The organism is Neisseria leonii (assembly GCF_028776105.2).
Taxonomy (GTDB): domain Bacteria; phylum Pseudomonadota; class Gammaproteobacteria; order Burkholderiales; family Neisseriaceae; genus Neisseria; species Neisseria leonii.
On sequence record NZ_CP145606.1, the window covers coordinates 728746 to 743091 of the forward strand.

At 53.7% G+C, this 14346-nt stretch carries 16 protein-coding genes; 11 read left to right on the top strand and 5 right to left on the bottom strand.

Going from position 1 to position 14346, the window contains the following annotated elements; genetic code table 11:
- Positions 1-140 precede the first annotated feature (140 nt).
- The 8 genes from dapC (at position 141) to ORY85_RS03590 (ending at position 6831) form a co-directional block, all read left to right on the top strand.
- Positions 141-1322 carry a succinyldiaminopimelate transaminase gene (dapC, locus tag ORY85_RS03555; RefSeq protein WP_274571585.1) on the top strand — a complete coding sequence of 394 codons (1182 nt, stop codon included), beginning with the start codon at positions 141-143 and terminating at the stop codon, positions 1320-1322.
- Positions 1323-1591: 269 nt separating this feature from the next.
- Positions 1592-1969, top strand: a complete 378-nt coding sequence (gene sdhC / locus ORY85_RS03560) for a succinate dehydrogenase, cytochrome b556 subunit (protein ID WP_274571586.1) — start codon at positions 1592-1594, stop codon at positions 1967-1969.
- Positions 1963-2310, top strand: a complete 348-nt coding sequence (gene sdhD, locus ORY85_RS03565; RefSeq protein WP_274571587.1) for a succinate dehydrogenase, hydrophobic membrane anchor protein — start codon at positions 1963-1965, stop codon at positions 2308-2310. Before sdhC ends, sdhD begins: the two co-directional genes overlap by 7 nt.
- A gap of 2 nt (positions 2311-2312) precedes the next feature.
- Positions 2313-4076 carry a succinate dehydrogenase flavoprotein subunit gene (sdhA, locus tag ORY85_RS03570; protein ID WP_274571589.1) on the top strand — a complete coding sequence of 588 codons (1764 nt, stop codon included), beginning with the start codon at positions 2313-2315 and terminating at the stop codon, positions 4074-4076.
- Between the two features lie 13 nt (positions 4077-4089).
- Positions 4090-4797 (top strand): succinate dehydrogenase iron-sulfur subunit, encoded by a 708-nt coding sequence (locus tag ORY85_RS03575; RefSeq protein WP_274571590.1) that lies wholly within the window; start codon positions 4090-4092, stop codon positions 4795-4797.
- Between the two features lie 2 nt (positions 4798-4799).
- A complete protein-coding gene (locus ORY85_RS03580; protein ID WP_274571591.1) occupies positions 4800-5057 on the top strand; it encodes a succinate dehydrogenase assembly factor 2 in 258 nt (85 codons plus the stop codon).
- Positions 5058-5093: 36 nt separating this feature from the next.
- The gene (gene gltA, locus ORY85_RS03585) at positions 5094-6377 is read left to right on the top strand and encodes a citrate synthase (protein ID WP_274571592.1); all 1284 of its coding nucleotides are present in this window, start codon (positions 5094-5096) and stop codon (positions 6375-6377) included.
- Positions 6378-6534: 157 nt separating this feature from the next.
- Positions 6535-6831, top strand: coding sequence for a hypothetical protein (locus ORY85_RS03590; RefSeq protein ID WP_274571593.1), 297 nt, complete (start codon positions 6535-6537; stop codon positions 6829-6831).
- On the opposite strand, the gene ORY85_RS03595 is transcribed toward ORY85_RS03590, so the two are convergent.
- From ORY85_RS03595 to hisC, 5 genes are all read right to left on the bottom strand, one after another.
- Positions 6805-7113: a hypothetical protein gene (locus ORY85_RS03595; RefSeq protein ID WP_274571594.1), complete on the bottom strand. Its 309-nt coding sequence runs from the start codon at positions 7111-7113 to the stop codon at positions 6805-6807. The two genes, ORY85_RS03590 and ORY85_RS03595, sit on opposite strands and share 27 nt — an antisense overlap.
- Positions 7114-7152: 39 nt before the next feature.
- Entirely contained in the window at positions 7153-8508 is a 1356-nt protein-coding gene (yegQ, locus tag ORY85_RS03600) for a tRNA 5-hydroxyuridine modification protein YegQ (RefSeq protein ID WP_274571595.1), read from the bottom strand.
- A 120-nt stretch (positions 8509-8628) separates the two neighbouring features.
- Positions 8629-9003: a hypothetical protein gene (locus tag ORY85_RS03605; RefSeq protein ID WP_274571596.1), complete on the bottom strand. Its 375-nt coding sequence runs from the start codon at positions 9001-9003 to the stop codon at positions 8629-8631.
- A 47-nt stretch (positions 9004-9050) separates the two neighbouring features.
- Entirely contained in the window at positions 9051-9947 is an 897-nt protein-coding gene (hisB, locus tag ORY85_RS03610; protein WP_274571597.1) for an imidazoleglycerol-phosphate dehydratase HisB, read from the bottom strand.
- 84 nt (positions 9948-10031) lie between these two features.
- Positions 10032-11105, bottom strand: a complete 1074-nt coding sequence (gene hisC / locus ORY85_RS03615; protein ID WP_274571598.1) for a histidinol-phosphate transaminase — start codon at positions 11103-11105, stop codon at positions 10032-10034.
- Between the two features lie 260 nt (positions 11106-11365).
- Between hisC and ORY85_RS03620 the strand changes: the two genes are divergently transcribed.
- The 3 genes from ORY85_RS03620 (at position 11366) to ORY85_RS03630 (ending at position 14310) form a co-directional block, all read left to right on the top strand.
- Positions 11366-11896 carry a DUF2062 domain-containing protein gene (locus ORY85_RS03620; RefSeq protein ID WP_274571599.1) on the top strand — a complete coding sequence of 177 codons (531 nt, stop codon included), beginning with the start codon at positions 11366-11368 and terminating at the stop codon, positions 11894-11896.
- Positions 11897-12085: 189 nt separating this feature from the next.
- Complete coding sequence (nhaA, locus tag ORY85_RS03625) at positions 12086-13231, top strand: Na+/H+ antiporter NhaA (protein WP_274571600.1); 1146 nt, start codon at positions 12086-12088, stop codon at positions 13229-13231.
- Between the two features lie 107 nt (positions 13232-13338).
- Positions 13339-14310, top strand: a complete 972-nt coding sequence (locus ORY85_RS03630) for a PhoH family protein (RefSeq protein ID WP_274571601.1) — start codon at positions 13339-13341, stop codon at positions 14308-14310.
- The last annotated feature ends 36 nt before the right edge of the window (positions 14311-14346 follow it).

A 14346-nucleotide genomic window follows, 5' to 3' on the forward strand; every position in this document is an offset into this window, starting at 1 on the left:
TCTGCCCACTTCCCACATCAACCGCCCAGCCATCGACACAACATATTTCAGCCGTCTGAAGGCCTTCCCCAACGCGGATTTTCAGACGGCCTGCGATTTGTTAGAATTTTTCATCTCTTACCCATCATACCGACACCCCTATGAACAGCCACCTGAACGCCCTCCTGCCCTATCCGTTTGCCCGTCTGCGCGAAACCATGCAGGACATCGCTCCACCGGCCGGATGCCGGCCCGTACCGCTGCATATCGGCGAACCGAAGCACCCCACTCCCGCCGTCATTATCGAAGCCCTGACCGCCTCGCTGCACGAATTGGACAAATACCCTGTCAGCGCGGGCCTGCCCGAACTGCGCCAAGCCTGCGCCGACTGGCTTGCCCGCCGTTACGATGGCCTGACGGTCGATCCCGACAGCGAAATCCTGCCCGTTCTGGGCAGCCGCGAGGCTCTGTTCTCTTTCGCCCAAGTGGTACTCGACCCTGCTGCCGCCCATCCGCAAACCGTCGTCAGCCCCAATCCCTTTTATCAGATTTACGAAGGTGCAGCCTTTTTGGGCGGAGCCGACATCGTTTTTGCCGACTGCACTGCGCCGCGCTTTCTGCCCGACTGGACGCAAATCGGCCCTGATGTCTGGCCGAACGTCAAACTGCTGTTTGTCTGCTCGCCGAACAACCCCAGCGGCAGCGTGATGCAGCTGGACGACTGGAAAGAACTGTTTACCCTGCAAGACCGGTACGGCTTTGTCATCGCTTCGGACGAATGCTATTCCGAAATCTATTTCGACGGCCGCAAACCTTTGGGTGCATTGCAGGCTGCGCGGCAATTGGGGCGCGGCTTCCAAAAATTGGTCATGTTTACCAGTCTGTCCAAGCGATCCAACGCACCCGGCCTGCGCTCGGGCTTTGTAGCCGGTGATGCCGACCTGCTGAAAAAGTTTCTGCTCTACCGCACCTACCACGGCAGCGCGATGAGCATTCCCGTCCAACGCGCCAGCATCGCCGCCTGGAACGATGAAACCCATGTCGCAGAAAACCGCCGCCTGTATCAGGAAAAATTCGACCAAGTCGTGCCCATACTGCGTCGCAAATTCAATGTACAGATGCCCGATGCCTCTTTTTACCTGTGGCTGAAAGTGCCGGACGGCGACGACTTGGCATTTGCCCGCAAGCTGTGGCGCGAAGCCGCTGTCCAAGTCCTGCCCGGCCGCTTCCTTGCCCGCGACAGCCGCCACGGCAATCCCGGACAAGGCTATGTGCGCATCGCACTGGTTGCCCCGCTGGCCGAATGCGTTGCCGCTGCCGAAACCATCATAGCGTTGGCCTGACAACCTGACGCAGGCCGTCTGAACCGTATACTCCCTGTTTTCAGACGGCCTTCCCCGGCAAACATTCCTCCGGCCTGCACCGCCTGAGGGTTGAAAAAATTAAAAAACACCGTCTTTTTGATTAATTTATGTAAAATAGGGCTGTTCAATAACAATTAAACAAGGTAAATTACGCCCTAACGTAACTTAGTGTAACCGCTACCGTGCCGCACTGAGTTACTTTGGTTTTGAGAACTTATAAAAACTATTCATTTTTTAAAGGAATCGAAATGCAGACGAAAAAGCGACCTGTATTTCTGGAAATCAACAACATCCGGTTGCCGATTCCCGGGATCGTGTCCATTCTGCACCGCATCAGCGGTGTTATCCTGTTTTTGATGCTGCCCGTGCTGCTGTGCCTGCTGGACGGTTCGCTGAGCAGCGGCGAAACTTTCGAATCTTACAAAAATCTGGTAGGCAACCCCTTGGTCAAGCTGGTTTTAATCGGCTTGATGTGGGCGTTTTGGCACCACTTTTTTGCCGGCATCCGCTTTTTGCTGCTGGATGCCCATAAAGGTTTGGATCTGCCCACTGCGCGGCTGACCGCAAAAATCGTTTTTGCCGCCGCATTGGTGCTGACAGTGATTCTGGGAGTCGTATTATGGTAAACCGTAAACTGACCGGTGCCCATTACGGTTTGCGTGACTGGGCCATGCAGCGCATTACCGCCGTCATTATGGGCATCTATGCGCTGGTATTCATTGCTTTCCTGCTGGGAATGGCAGGAGCTGGAGACTATGCCCAATGGCAGGCGCTTTTCAGCCAAACTTGGGTCAAAGTTTTTACCCAAACCACTTTCATCGCTTTGCTGCTGCACGCTTGGGTGGGCATCCGCGACCTGTGGATGGACTACATCAAGCCCATGGGGCTGCGCCTGTTCCTGCACAGTGCCACTGCCGTCTGGCTGGTCGGCTGTGCCGTGTATTCCGTTAAAGTGATTTGGGGTTAATCATGACGTTTCCTATCCGTAAATTTGATGCCGTCATCGTCGGCGGCGGCGGTGCCGGTCTGCGTGCCGCACTGCAATTGTCCAAAGCCGGCCTGAATACCGCCGTTTTATCCAAAGTTTTCCCGACCCGTTCGCACACCGTGGCCGCACAAGGCGGCATCTCCGCCTCTCTGGGCAACGTCCAGGAAGACCACTGGACTTGGCACATGTACGATACCGTCAAAGGTTCCGACTGGCTGGGCGACCAAGATGCTATTGAATTCATGACCCGCCGTGCGCCCGAAGCCGTTATCGAGTTGGAGCATATGGGTATGCCGTTCGACCGCGTGGAAAGCGGTAAAATCTACCAACGCCCGTTCGGTGGTCACACGGCCGAACACGGCAAACGTGCCGTCGAGCGCGCCTGCGCCGTGGCCGACCGTACCGGTCATGCCATGCTGCACACGCTTTACCAGCAAAACGTGCGTGCCAATACCCAGTTTTTCGTCGAATGGACAGCTCTCGACCTGATCCGTGACGAAAACGGCGACGTTGTCGGCGTAACCGTGATGGAAATGGAAAGCGGCGACGTTTACATTTTCCATGCCAAGGCCGTCTTATTTGCCACCGGCGGTGCCGGCCGTATTTATGCTTCTTCCACCAATGCCTTTATGAATACCGGCGACGGCTTGGGCATCTGCGCCCGTGCCGGTATTCCGCTGGAAGACATGGAGTTCTGGCAGTTCCACCCCACCGGCGTGGCCGGTGCCGGTGTTCTGATTACCGAAGGCGTACGCGGCGAAGGCGGTATCCTGCTCAATGCCGACGGCGAACGTTTCATGGAACGTTACGCGCCCACGGTGAAAGACCTGGCCTCGCGCGATGTCGTTTCCCGTGCCATGGCAATGGAAATTTACGAAGGCCGCGGCTGCGGTAAAAACAAAGACCACGTCCTGCTGAAAATCGACCATATCGGTGCCGAAAAAATCATGGAAAAACTACCGGGCATCCGCGAGATTTCCATCCAGTTTGCCGGTATCGACCCGATTAAAGACCCGATTCCCGTGGTACCGACTACCCACTACATGATGGGCGGCATCCCCACCAACTATTTGGGCGAAGTCGTCGTTCCCGACGGCGACAACCCCGAAGCCGTAGTAAACGGCCTGTACGCAGCGGGCGAGTGTGCCTGTGCATCAGTACACGGTGCCAACCGTCTGGGTACCAACTCCCTGCTCGACTTGGTAGTCTTCGGCAAATCGGCCGGCGACAGCATGATTGAATACATCAACAAGCAGAGTGGCTGGAAAGATCTGCCTGCCGATGCGGGAGCATTTACCAAACAGCGTCTCGACCGTCTGAACAGCCAAACCGGCGGCGAAAACGTCGATGCCCTGCGCAACGAACTGCAACGCACCGTCCAACTGCACGCAGGCGTATTCCGTACCGATGCTATTTTGAAAGAAGGTGTGGAAAAAGTACTCGCACTGTATGAACGTGCCAAAAACACCGAAATCAAAGACAAGAGCCAAGTATGGAATACCGCACGTATCGAAGCCTTGGAATTGGACAACCTGATGGAAGTCGCCAAAGCCACTCTGATTTCGGCCGAGGCACGCAAAGAATCACGCGGTGCCCACGCCTCGGACGACCACCCCGAGCGCGATGACGAAAATTGGATGAAGCACACCCTGTTCTACACCGCCGACAACCGTTTGACCTACAAACCGGTTCATACCAAACCGCTTACCGTAGAATACATCGAACCGGCCAAACGCGTTTACTAAGGAACACAAAACAATGGAAAAAGTCCGCTTTAAAGTATACCGCTACAATCCGGATGTCGATGCCAAGCCCTACCTGCAGGATTTCGAGCTGGAAATCGAGCCGACCGATGTCAAACTGTTGGATGCTCTGGTCAAACTCAAAGCCCAAGACGACAGCCTGTCATTCCGCCGCTCCTGCCGCGAAGGCATCTGCGGTTCAGACGGCATCAATATCAACGGCAAAAACGGTTTGGCCTGCCTGACCGACATCCGCAGCCTCAAACAGCCTATCGTGCTGCGCCCGCTGCCCGGTCTGCCGGTCATCCGCGACCTGATTGTCGATATGACGCAGTTTTTCAAGCAATACCATTCGATTAAACCGTATGTTGTCAATGACACACCGGCCGATCCGAATAAAGAGCGCCTGCAAAGTCAGGAAGACCGGAAAGAATTGGACGGCCTGTATGAATGTATTCTGTGCGCCTGCTGTTCGACCGCCTGTCCGTCTTTCTGGTGGAATCCCGACAAATTCGTCGGTCCGTCCGGCCTCTTGAATGCCTACCGCTTTATCGCCGACAGCCGCGACACCATTACCAACGAACGGTTGGACAATCTGAACGACCCCTACCGCCTGTTCCGGTGCCACACCATCATGCAGTGTGTCGATGTTTGTCCGAAGCACCTGAATCCGACCCGTGCCATCGGCAAAATTAAAGAAATCATGTTGAAACGAGCCATCTAAATATGGTAACTTTCGATGAGACAGCGAAGCGGCGCATCCGCTTCCTGACACGCCGCGGACTGCTCGAGCTCGACATCGTGCTCGGGCGGTTTATGCAGGCCGAGTTCGACCGTCTAAGTGATGAAGAACTCAGCGTTTTTGTCGAAATCCTCGACTTGCCCGATCCGGAATTTCTGGCTTTGGTCAATGAGAAGGAAGTTTGCAACAACCCCGCGTTTTTACCCCTGTTGGATAAAATCAGACAAGCCAAGGCCGTCTGAATTCTGTTTGATATAGAAGAATAAGGAGTAGAATAGATGTCTCAATCAATCAAAGTAACCGTCGAAGGCAAAGACAATATCGAACTGCCGGTATTGAAAGGCACACTCGGACACGACGTGGTCGATATCCGCACGTTTACCAAAGCCAGCGGCATGTTCACTTTCGACCCCGGCTTTGTCTCAACGGCAAGCTGCGAATCCAAAATTACCTTTATCGACGGCGACAAAGGCCAGCTCTACTACCGCGGCTACCCCATCGAACAGTTGGCCGAGCACAGCGACTACTTGGAAACCTGCTATCTTCTGATCTACGGCGAACTGCCCACCGCCGAACAAAAAGCCGAATTCGAACGTACCGTTTCCCGACACACCATGGTACACGAGCAGCTGACTTGGTTCTTCCGCGGTTTCCGCCGTGATGCACACCCGATGGCCATGATGGTAGGCGTGGTCGGTGCCTTGGCTGCTTTCTATCAAGACAGTCTGGACATCAGCAACGCCGAACACCGCCGCGTTGCCGAATACCGCCTGATTTCCAAAATTCCGACCATCGCGGCCATGTGCTACCGTTACTCCAACGGCCTGCCGTTCAACTTCCCGAAAAACGACCTGTCTTACACCGCAAACTTCATGCACATGATGTTTGCCACACCGTGCGAAGACTACAAACCGAATCCTGTTCTGGTGCGCGCATTGGATCGCATCTTTATCCTGCATGCCGACCACGAACAAAATGCTTCTACTTCAACCGTCCGCTTGGCCGGTTCTTCCGGTGCCAACCCGTTTGCCTGCATCTCGGCCGGCATTGCCAGCCTGTGGGGTCCTGCACACGGCGGTGCAAACGAAGCCGTGCTGAAAATGCTGGACGAAATTGGCGATGTATCCCGTGTGCCTGAATTTATGGAAGGCGTGAAAGAACGCAAATACCGCCTGATGGGCTTCGGCCACCGCGTTTACCGCAATATGGATCCGCGCGCCAACATCATGCGTGAAACCTGCTACGAAGTACTCAAAGAATTGGGCTTGGAAAACGATCCGAAGTTCAAACTGGCGATGGCATTGGAAAAGATCGCCTTGGAAGACGAGTTCTTTATCGAACGCAAACTGTATCCGAATGTAGATTTCTATTCCGGCATCGTCCTGTCTGCCTTAGGCATTCCGGTATCCATGTTCACCGTTATCTTCGCTCTCGCACGTACCGTCGGCTGGATCTCTCATTGGCACGAAATGATTGCCGATCCGGGTCACAAAATCAGCCGCCCGCGCCAGTTGTACACCGGTGCAACCCGTCGCGATTACGTTCCGGTCGAAAAACGCTAATCTATTTTATGCCAAACGCTGCCTTCGGGTAGCGTTTTTTTATTGCCACACCCAGAAAAGATATACAGAACAATCCGCAACAGAGATTTTCCGACAGCTTCATAATACCTAAACTGCTTAAACCGATACGGACAATATCTCTGACAGCACAAAACAGATGAAAAGCCCCACAGAAAAAATCCGCCTGACAGACAATATTCTGAAAAGCGGTTTGACGGTATCCGACGAATCTATCAGCGTCATTCAGACGGCTTCATGCCCAAATCCAATATCGCCATTTAAAAGCACAGTCCGTGATATGACCCGGGTTGATAAGCGGACAATCATTATGGGAATACCTTATAAATGTAAAACCAAGCCGATTTCAGACGGCCTGTTTGCATTAAAAAAAAGCGATTGCTCACAAGGCCGTCTGAAATCGGCGACATCAGTTTTGCTTTTTGGGAACAAATAACACGATACGGTTACCGGCATAATACCGGCCGTTAATCAGAATCTGGCAGGCTGCGCCACACATATGCCAGGCACTGCCCAGCTTAATCCCGATATGGATACCGCTTTCCTGAAAATCCAGCCGTCTGCCCAATCCCGCACGGTCAAGCGGTGTATCAAGATGATGAACCAGACGGCCGTTAATGCGGACCTCTTCGCGGCAGCGCGAAAGGTTCCACTCATTTTGCACCACGATAGACATGCCCTGATAATCTGCCTGCCACGTTTTTTTAAAATATTTCACTGCTTTATCCATCAACCCACAGGCCGTCTGAAAACTGCATCAGGGCTGCATAACGCGTGCCAACAATGCTTTTTCCCGACCCTGCATATCGGGAATTTCCACCTGAATGCCGTTCCCCGGTGCCACATCAACCGTTTTCCCTTTGCGGCGCATCGCTTCTAAAACAACGGTTCGGTTACCCGTCGGGTGGATAATCTCCAAAGTATCACCGACAGCAAAACGGTTTTTCACTTCTACCGTTGCCCAGCCCGCATCATCAACCATCAAAACATGACCGACATATTGGCTCTGCTTGGCCGTAGAATGACCGCTCAAATAGTTTTGATATTCTTTGGTTTGGTGCCGTTCCAAAAAACCGGGGGTATAGCCGCGGTTGGCCAAGCCTTCCAACTCAGCCAGCAGGGTGTAGTCAAACGGCCGGCCGGCAACGGCATCATCAATGGCTTTACGGTAGGACTGCGCCACACGCGCCACATAGTAAAGCGATTTGGTACGCCCTTCCACTTTCAGGCTGTCCACACCGATTTGTGCCAGCTTCGCCACTTGTTCAATGGCGCGCAAATCTTTGGAATTCATGATGTAGGTGCCGTGTTCGTCCTCCATAATCGGCATCATCTCGCCGGGGCGGTTGGCTTCTTCAATCAAAAAGACTTTATTGGCTTCGGGGTGGCGGATTTGACCGTTGATGCCCTCAAATGCCGCATCGGCCTGCTGCTGTGCCTGCTGGAAATCAAATCCCTGCAACAGGCGGGCATCACCCATTTCATCAGTCTCGCTGTTGTGTACCTTGTAATCCCAGCGGCAGGAATTGGTACACGTTCCCTGATTGGAATCGCGGTGGTTGAAGTAGCCAGACAGCAGGCAACGGCCTGAATAGGCAATACACAAAGCACCGTGCACAAACACTTCCAGCTCGATGTCGGGACATTCCTGCCGGATTTCGGCAATTTCGTCCATGCTCAGTTCGCGCGACAGGATAATCCGTTCGACACCGATTTTCTGCCAGAACTTGACCCCCCAATAGTTGGTGGTATTAGCCTGCACCGACAAATGTACCGGCATATGCGGCCATTTTTCGCGCACCGTCATAATCAGGCCGGGATCAGCCATAATCAGTGCATCAGGCTTCATGGCAATCAGCGGTTCCATATCCGCCGCGAATGTTTTCAACTTGCTGTTATGAGGCAGGGTATTGACTGTCAGATAAAAGAGCTTGCCGCGCTCATGCGCCTCACTGATGCCTTGTGCCAATACGTCGAGTTTGGCAAACTCATTGTTGCGTGCCCGCAACGAATAGCGCGGTGAACCGGCGTAAACCGCATCGGCACCGTAATCATAGGCGGCACGCATTCTTTCCAAGCCGCCGGCCGGCAGCAGAAGTTCGGGAGCTTTCATGATGTCTGTCAGATTGATTGGTTTTGAAAAGATTTTCAGGCAGCCGCAAAGCTGCCTGATTTCAGATGATTTTGGCTCGGATTATCCGCTTTTTCGTTCAAACGGTCAATTTCAGACGGCCTACCAACGCCGCCACCAGCCCCAAGGGCGCGGTCCGTACCACCAGTCATCATAGTAATCGCGGTGGCGTAAATCTTCCAAGCGCTGCTGCGCCGTATAACTTTCCCAAGCCATACGGTAGCAGGAACGGAACATCGGATCGCCGACTTTATCCAGATAAGCCAAACGGAATGCCTGTTTTTCCTGCTCGTTCTGCCCCGTATCGCCTGCGAATTGGCGGCGCATCAGATCAGCCGTCGGTGCATCACATTGTCCGGCCAAAGCTACTTGCAGCGCTTGCGCCTGCTGATGCTGCTGCATCTCATAAGCCGCGCGCTGCTGCGGTGTCGCACAACCCGCCAGCATGACAACTGCAATCAGAACATAATATTTCACGGCATTTCCTTTTACTCAATGAACCGATGTGGCCGGAATCCGGCTGTTTAAGCGGTCAATGTGCCTTTGGTGGACGGGGTTTGCCCCGCCATACGTGCATCATACTCAACTGCCATGCGCAACGCGCGGCCGAACGCTTTGAAAACCGTTTCTGCCTGATGATGGGCATTTTTGCCGCTCAGGTTGTCAATATGAAGCGTCATCATGCTGTGGTTGACCAAACCGTGGAAAAACTCTTCCAGCAGATCCACGTCAAAACGACCGATCACCGCGCGGGTATATTCAATGTTGTACACCAAACCCGGACGGCCGGACAAATCGATTACCACACGGCTCAATGCTTCGTCCAGCGGCACATAAGCATGACCGTAACGGCAAATGCCGCGCTTGTCGCCCAACGCCTGTTTCAGTGCCTGCCCCAATGTGATGCCGATGTCTTCTACCGTATGATGGTCGTCGATATGCAGATCGCCTTGGCAGCGTATTTCCAAATCAATCAAGCTGTGACGGGCAATTTGATCCAGCATATGGTTCAAAAACGGTACACCGGTATCCAACAGCACACGGCCTGAACCATCGAGATTAATACGGATATCGACTTGGGTTTCCGAAGTATGGCGGCTGACAGCGGCAACCCGCGCACCCTCTGCTGCGGCAGGCAATACAGTCTGTACCATCGGCTCTGCGGCGGTTTCCGCTACCGGTGCTTTTTCGCGGTGCACACGATCCAGCCAGCCTTTCGGCTTACCCATACCCTGTTCCAATTTCAGAGCCAGGATGTTGGTGATACCTCTGCTGCCTTCTGCGTTCTTTTTCAAACGGTTGTTCAGCTGATGCAGTGATGCAGGGTTATTATAACCGCAGGCACGGGCAAGTTTGGAAACATTGCCGGCCTCCTCAACCAATTTAAAGAAGTTATCACGACGTACGCTTTTTTTATCCATTATTTCATCTCTTTCCGTAAATATTGTTGTGTCAAACAGGCTGATGATACCGTTTTGCTGACGGAATCATCTGAAATATTCATATTATCCGGCTAAAATCCTACCCAGATTTGCCAGCACAACCGTATTTTGTTCGGGCGTACCGACGGTAATCCTCAGGCATTGCGCCAGCAACGGATGGCTGCCGTGCAGTTTCTTTACCCATATACCTGCTTCGCGTAAGGCTTCAAACACAGATACAGCATCGGGTACACGTATGGTCAGAAAATTGGTTTGGCTGGCAAAAACCGTTACACCGGGCAAGGCGGATAATCCGTCAAACAGACGGCCTCGCTCTGCTTTCAGCAGTGCAACTTTCTCCGCCACCCAATCATAATGGCGCAGGGCAAACTTGGCCGCCACCAAACTCAATTGATTCATATTATAAGGCGGTACGATTTTCGCCAACTCACCCATCACAGCAGGATGTCCGGCCACATAGCCGATACGCAGACCCGCAAAACCGATTTTGCTCAACGTTCTGATGACTACCAGCTTTTCTTCGCAACCGCTGAGGTTTAAAAAACTGTCTTCACTGAATGCCCCGTATGCTTCATCCACAACTACCAGGCCGGGTGCAGCCTCGATAGCGGCCGCAACTTCGGCACGGCTGAAACAGACACCGCTGGGATTATTCGGATAGGCAATAAACAGCAGATCCGGCCGGTGCTCGTCCAGAGCAGTCAGCAAAGCCGGCAGATTCAGTGTGAAATCAGCATGCAGCGGCACCTCGATATAATCCAGACCGAATAATTGAGCATTGTGGCGGTACATTACAAAACTCGGTCCCAATGCCATCACTTTGGCACCGGGCTTCGCAACCAGCATAGTCATCAATTGGATTAATTCGTCAGAGCCGTTTCCCAGCACCACCTGCGCCTGTTCAGGGATTCGGAACACTTCTTTCAACAACGGCTGCAAACCCGACACGGCCGGATTCGGATACAGATTAAGCTGCGCCTGCACCAACTCCCGTACCAATGCTTCCATCAGCGGCGGCTCAAAGCGGTAGGGCAGTTCCATCGCATCTAATTTGATACTGCCGGCGGGCACATCGGCAACCGCATAAGCCTGCATATTTTGAATATCCTGCCGTATGATTTCGCTGATTCTGCCCATCTGAAACTTTCTGACTTTAAAGCGGTACACCGATACAATAACAATAATTCATTACAACAGCCTTATCAATATTGTCATTTAAATCAATAACAAATTGCAGCTGCATTGAACAACCGTCATCATAGCACAAAATATAGCACTAAATGCTATATTTTATCCGGTATACCGAAAAACTATAAAATTTCAGCCGCTCTCAATATTGATTGCAGGAAGAACGCCGCAGGATTCCCCTGCAGACCATTCTCTTTTACAATGGATACATGACACCCCGAAATTGGCAAAACAAGCTGCCCACCCGAGAAAAAATTTTCGCCTCACGTCTGTTCAAACCCTTTGCACCGTGGTTTGAACACGACTATTTTTGGGCATTCGACCGCAACCGCGTGGCACTGGCCGCCGCTATCGGTCTGTATTGCGGTATGATTCCCACACCGTTCCAATTTGCCTGTGCGTTTGCCGCAGCCTATTTGCTGCGTGCCAACCTGCCCGTTGCCCTGTTTGCTACGCTCTACACCAATCCGATTACGCTGGTTCCGCTCTATATCGCCGCCTACAAACTGGGTTTCTGGCTGCTGTACGGCGACCTGCCCCGTTCCGAACTGGTGATGCCCCATTTTGACGACGGCCATTTCTGGCAAAACATCAGCCGTTGGGCGGCAACCTTCGGCAAACCTTGGCTGCTGGGCAGCATCTTGATGGCATCGGTATTCGCCGCAGGCGGCTATATGGCTGTCCAACTGTTGTGGCGCAGGGGTTCAGACAACGGAAAACAGACGTCCGAACCTTCCTAGGCCGTCTGAAAGACGCCCGGCAGCCATTAAACCGATCTCCGCCCGCTTTTCTGCACCCTGCCGCCATTTTCAAAAATTTGCATTTCAGACGGCCACCGGCTGTCTCTTTGCCCTGATAATCGTGTGCTGCTCACTCAATCTCATCATATAATTTCCTCCGCCATCATAACACCATCAAAAAGGGAACTTATGAAACGCAAACTTGTCTCTTTCTTCCAATCCGAACCGGCAGCAGGCATTGTCCTGATGCTGGCCGCCGCTCTCGGTCTCGCAGCCGCCAACTCCGACGCTGCCGGATATTATTTCGGCGCATTGGGCAGCTATGTGGCCGGTTTGAGCGTCCTGCATTGGGTAAACGACGGCCTGATGGCGGTCTTTTTTCTCTATGTCGGTTTGGAAGTCAAGCGCGAACTGCTCAGGGGCGAACTGGATACCAACAGCAAGCGCTTCCTGCCCGCTATTGCCGCATTGGCCGGTTTGGCCGCACCGGCGGGCATTTACCTGCTGTTCAACGGATCCGATGCCGCCGCCGCGCAAGGCTGGGCGATTCCCGCCGCCACCGATATCGCTTTTGCGCTCGGAGTCTTGGCGCTGTTGGGCAGCCGTGTGCCGGTGTCGCTGAAAATCTTCCTGACCGCGCTGGCGATTATGGACGATCTGGCCGCCATCGTGATTATCGCCCTGTTCTATACCGAACAGCTGGCCGTTAATTACCTGCTTCTGGCCGCCGCCGTTCTGGCCGTTTTGTTTGTGCTGAACAAAAAAGGAGTAACCAAAACCCTGCCTTATCTGCTGCTGGGCTTGCTGCTGTGGTTCTTCTTCCTGAAATCCGGTATCCACGCCACGCTGGCAGGTGTTCTGCTGGCATTTACCGTACCGCTGCGCATCAATGAGGACACCATTAACGAACCGCCGCTTTTAGTGTGGGAACACGCGCTGACTTATTGGGTTTCGTTCCTGATTGTGCCAGTTTTCGGCTTCGCCAATGCCGGTGTTTCCTTTGCCGATTTCAGCACTGAAACCCTCTTCTCGCCCGTGGTACTCGGCATTGCGCTGGGACTGTTCGCCGGCAAACAGTTCGGCATTTTCGGTATCGTCTGGCTTCTGACCAAACTGCGTCTGGCCAAGCTGCCCGAAGGTGCCACTTGGCTGCAATTATACGGCGTGGCACTGCTGTGCGGCATCGGTTTTACCATGAGCCTGTTTATCAGCCTGCTGGCTTTCAATTCTCCCGCCCTGCAAGATTTCAGCAAAGTCGGCGTATTTATGGGGTCGCTGCTGTCGGGCATCTTGGGTTACACCGTGCTGCGTCTGGCACCTGCCAAACAACGGTAACATAAGCTGCCGATAATCAAGGCCGTCTGAAACAATATTTTTCAGACGGCCTTGATTTTCTCCTGACCCAACCCTATAACCCTTTCCGCCTCATTTTAGGAAACCGCATGAGCCATACCGTACACCTTCAATTTGACGACATCGACAACACCGTCCTGCAACGCCTGTGCGGCGCACTGGATACCAACCTGGCCGCACTGGCCGACACGCTGGGCATTAAAATCAGCCGCCGTTTCAGCCGCTTCACATTCTTAGGCGCTCAGGCCGAAGCAGGCCGCCGCGCCCTGCTCGCCTTGGCCGACACCGCCGAAACACGCGATTTGGAAGACGGCGATATCCGTCTGGCCGCCGTCGAAGCCAAAACTGCCGAACCGGCCGAACCCACTCCGCCTCAGCAATACTACCTGCAAACCAAACGCGGCAGCATCGGCGGGCGCACCCCGCGCCAAAACGGCTATATCCGCGCGCTGCTCAACCACGACATCGTTTTCGGACTGGGGCCGGCCGGTACGGGAAAAACCTATCTGGCCGTCGCTGCTGCCGTCGATGCGGTGGAAAAACATCAGGTCGAACGGATTGTACTCGTGCGCCCCGCCGTGGAAGCAGGCGAAAAACTGGGTTTCCTTCCGGGCGACCTGGCACAGAAAGTCGATCCCTACCTGCGCCCGCTGTATGATGCGCTGTATGATTTGATGGGTTTCGACCGCGTAACCAAGCTGCTGGAAAAAGGCCTAATCGAAATCGCCCCGCTGGCCTATATGCGCGGCCGCACCCTCAACGGTGCCTATGTGATTCTGGACGAAGCGCAAAACACCACGCCCGAGCAGATGAAAATGTTCCTGACCCGTATCGGCTTCGGTGCCAAAGCAGTGATCACCGGCGACAGCAGCCAAATCGACCTGCCGCGCCACATCAAATCGGGACTGAAAGACGCGCAGGAAAAACTGCGCCATGTCGAAGGCATCTACTTCCACACCTTTACCAGCGAAGACGTGGTGCGCCACCCCTTAGTACAGCGTATTGTCGAAGCCTATGATGCGGCCGAAGCAGAAAACAATCCGAACCACCCCGGTGCCTGAGTCAGGCGGCCGCCTGTTTTTCAGACGGCCTGCCGC

Bases quoted from the DNA above. Each gene is read 5' to 3' on its own strand.
- dapC (WP_274571585.1), top strand. From the start codon at position 141: ATGAACAGCCACCTGAACGCCCTCCTGCCCTATCCGTTTGCCCGTCTG.
- sdhC (WP_274571586.1), top strand. From the start codon at position 1,592: ATGCAGACGAAAAAGCGACCTGTATTTCTGGAAATCAACAACATCCGG.
- sdhD (WP_274571587.1), top strand. From the start codon at position 1,963: ATGGTAAACCGTAAACTGACCGGTGCCCATTACGGTTTGCGTGACTGG.
- sdhA (WP_274571589.1), top strand. From the start codon at position 2,313: ATGACGTTTCCTATCCGTAAATTTGATGCCGTCATCGTCGGCGGCGGC.
- ORY85_RS03575 (WP_274571590.1), top strand. From the start codon at position 4,090: ATGGAAAAAGTCCGCTTTAAAGTATACCGCTACAATCCGGATGTCGAT.
- ORY85_RS03580 (WP_274571591.1), top strand. From the start codon at position 4,800: ATGGTAACTTTCGATGAGACAGCGAAGCGGCGCATCCGCTTCCTGACA.
- gltA (WP_274571592.1), top strand. From the start codon at position 5,094: ATGTCTCAATCAATCAAAGTAACCGTCGAAGGCAAAGACAATATCGAA.
- ORY85_RS03590 (WP_274571593.1), top strand. From the start codon at position 6,535: ATGAAAAGCCCCACAGAAAAAATCCGCCTGACAGACAATATTCTGAAA.
- yegQ (WP_274571595.1), bottom strand. From the start codon at position 8,508: ATGAAAGCTCCCGAACTTCTGCTGCCGGCCGGCGGCTTGGAAAGAATG.
- hisB (WP_274571597.1), bottom strand. From the start codon at position 9,947: ATGGATAAAAAAAGCGTACGTCGTGATAACTTCTTTAAATTGGTTGAG.
- hisC (WP_274571598.1), bottom strand. From the start codon at position 11,105: ATGGGCAGAATCAGCGAAATCATACGGCAGGATATTCAAAATATGCAG.
- ORY85_RS03620 (WP_274571599.1), top strand. From the start codon at position 11,366: ATGACACCCCGAAATTGGCAAAACAAGCTGCCCACCCGAGAAAAAATT.
- nhaA (WP_274571600.1), top strand. From the start codon at position 12,086: ATGAAACGCAAACTTGTCTCTTTCTTCCAATCCGAACCGGCAGCAGGC.
- ORY85_RS03630 (WP_274571601.1), top strand. From the start codon at position 13,339: ATGAGCCATACCGTACACCTTCAATTTGACGACATCGACAACACCGTC.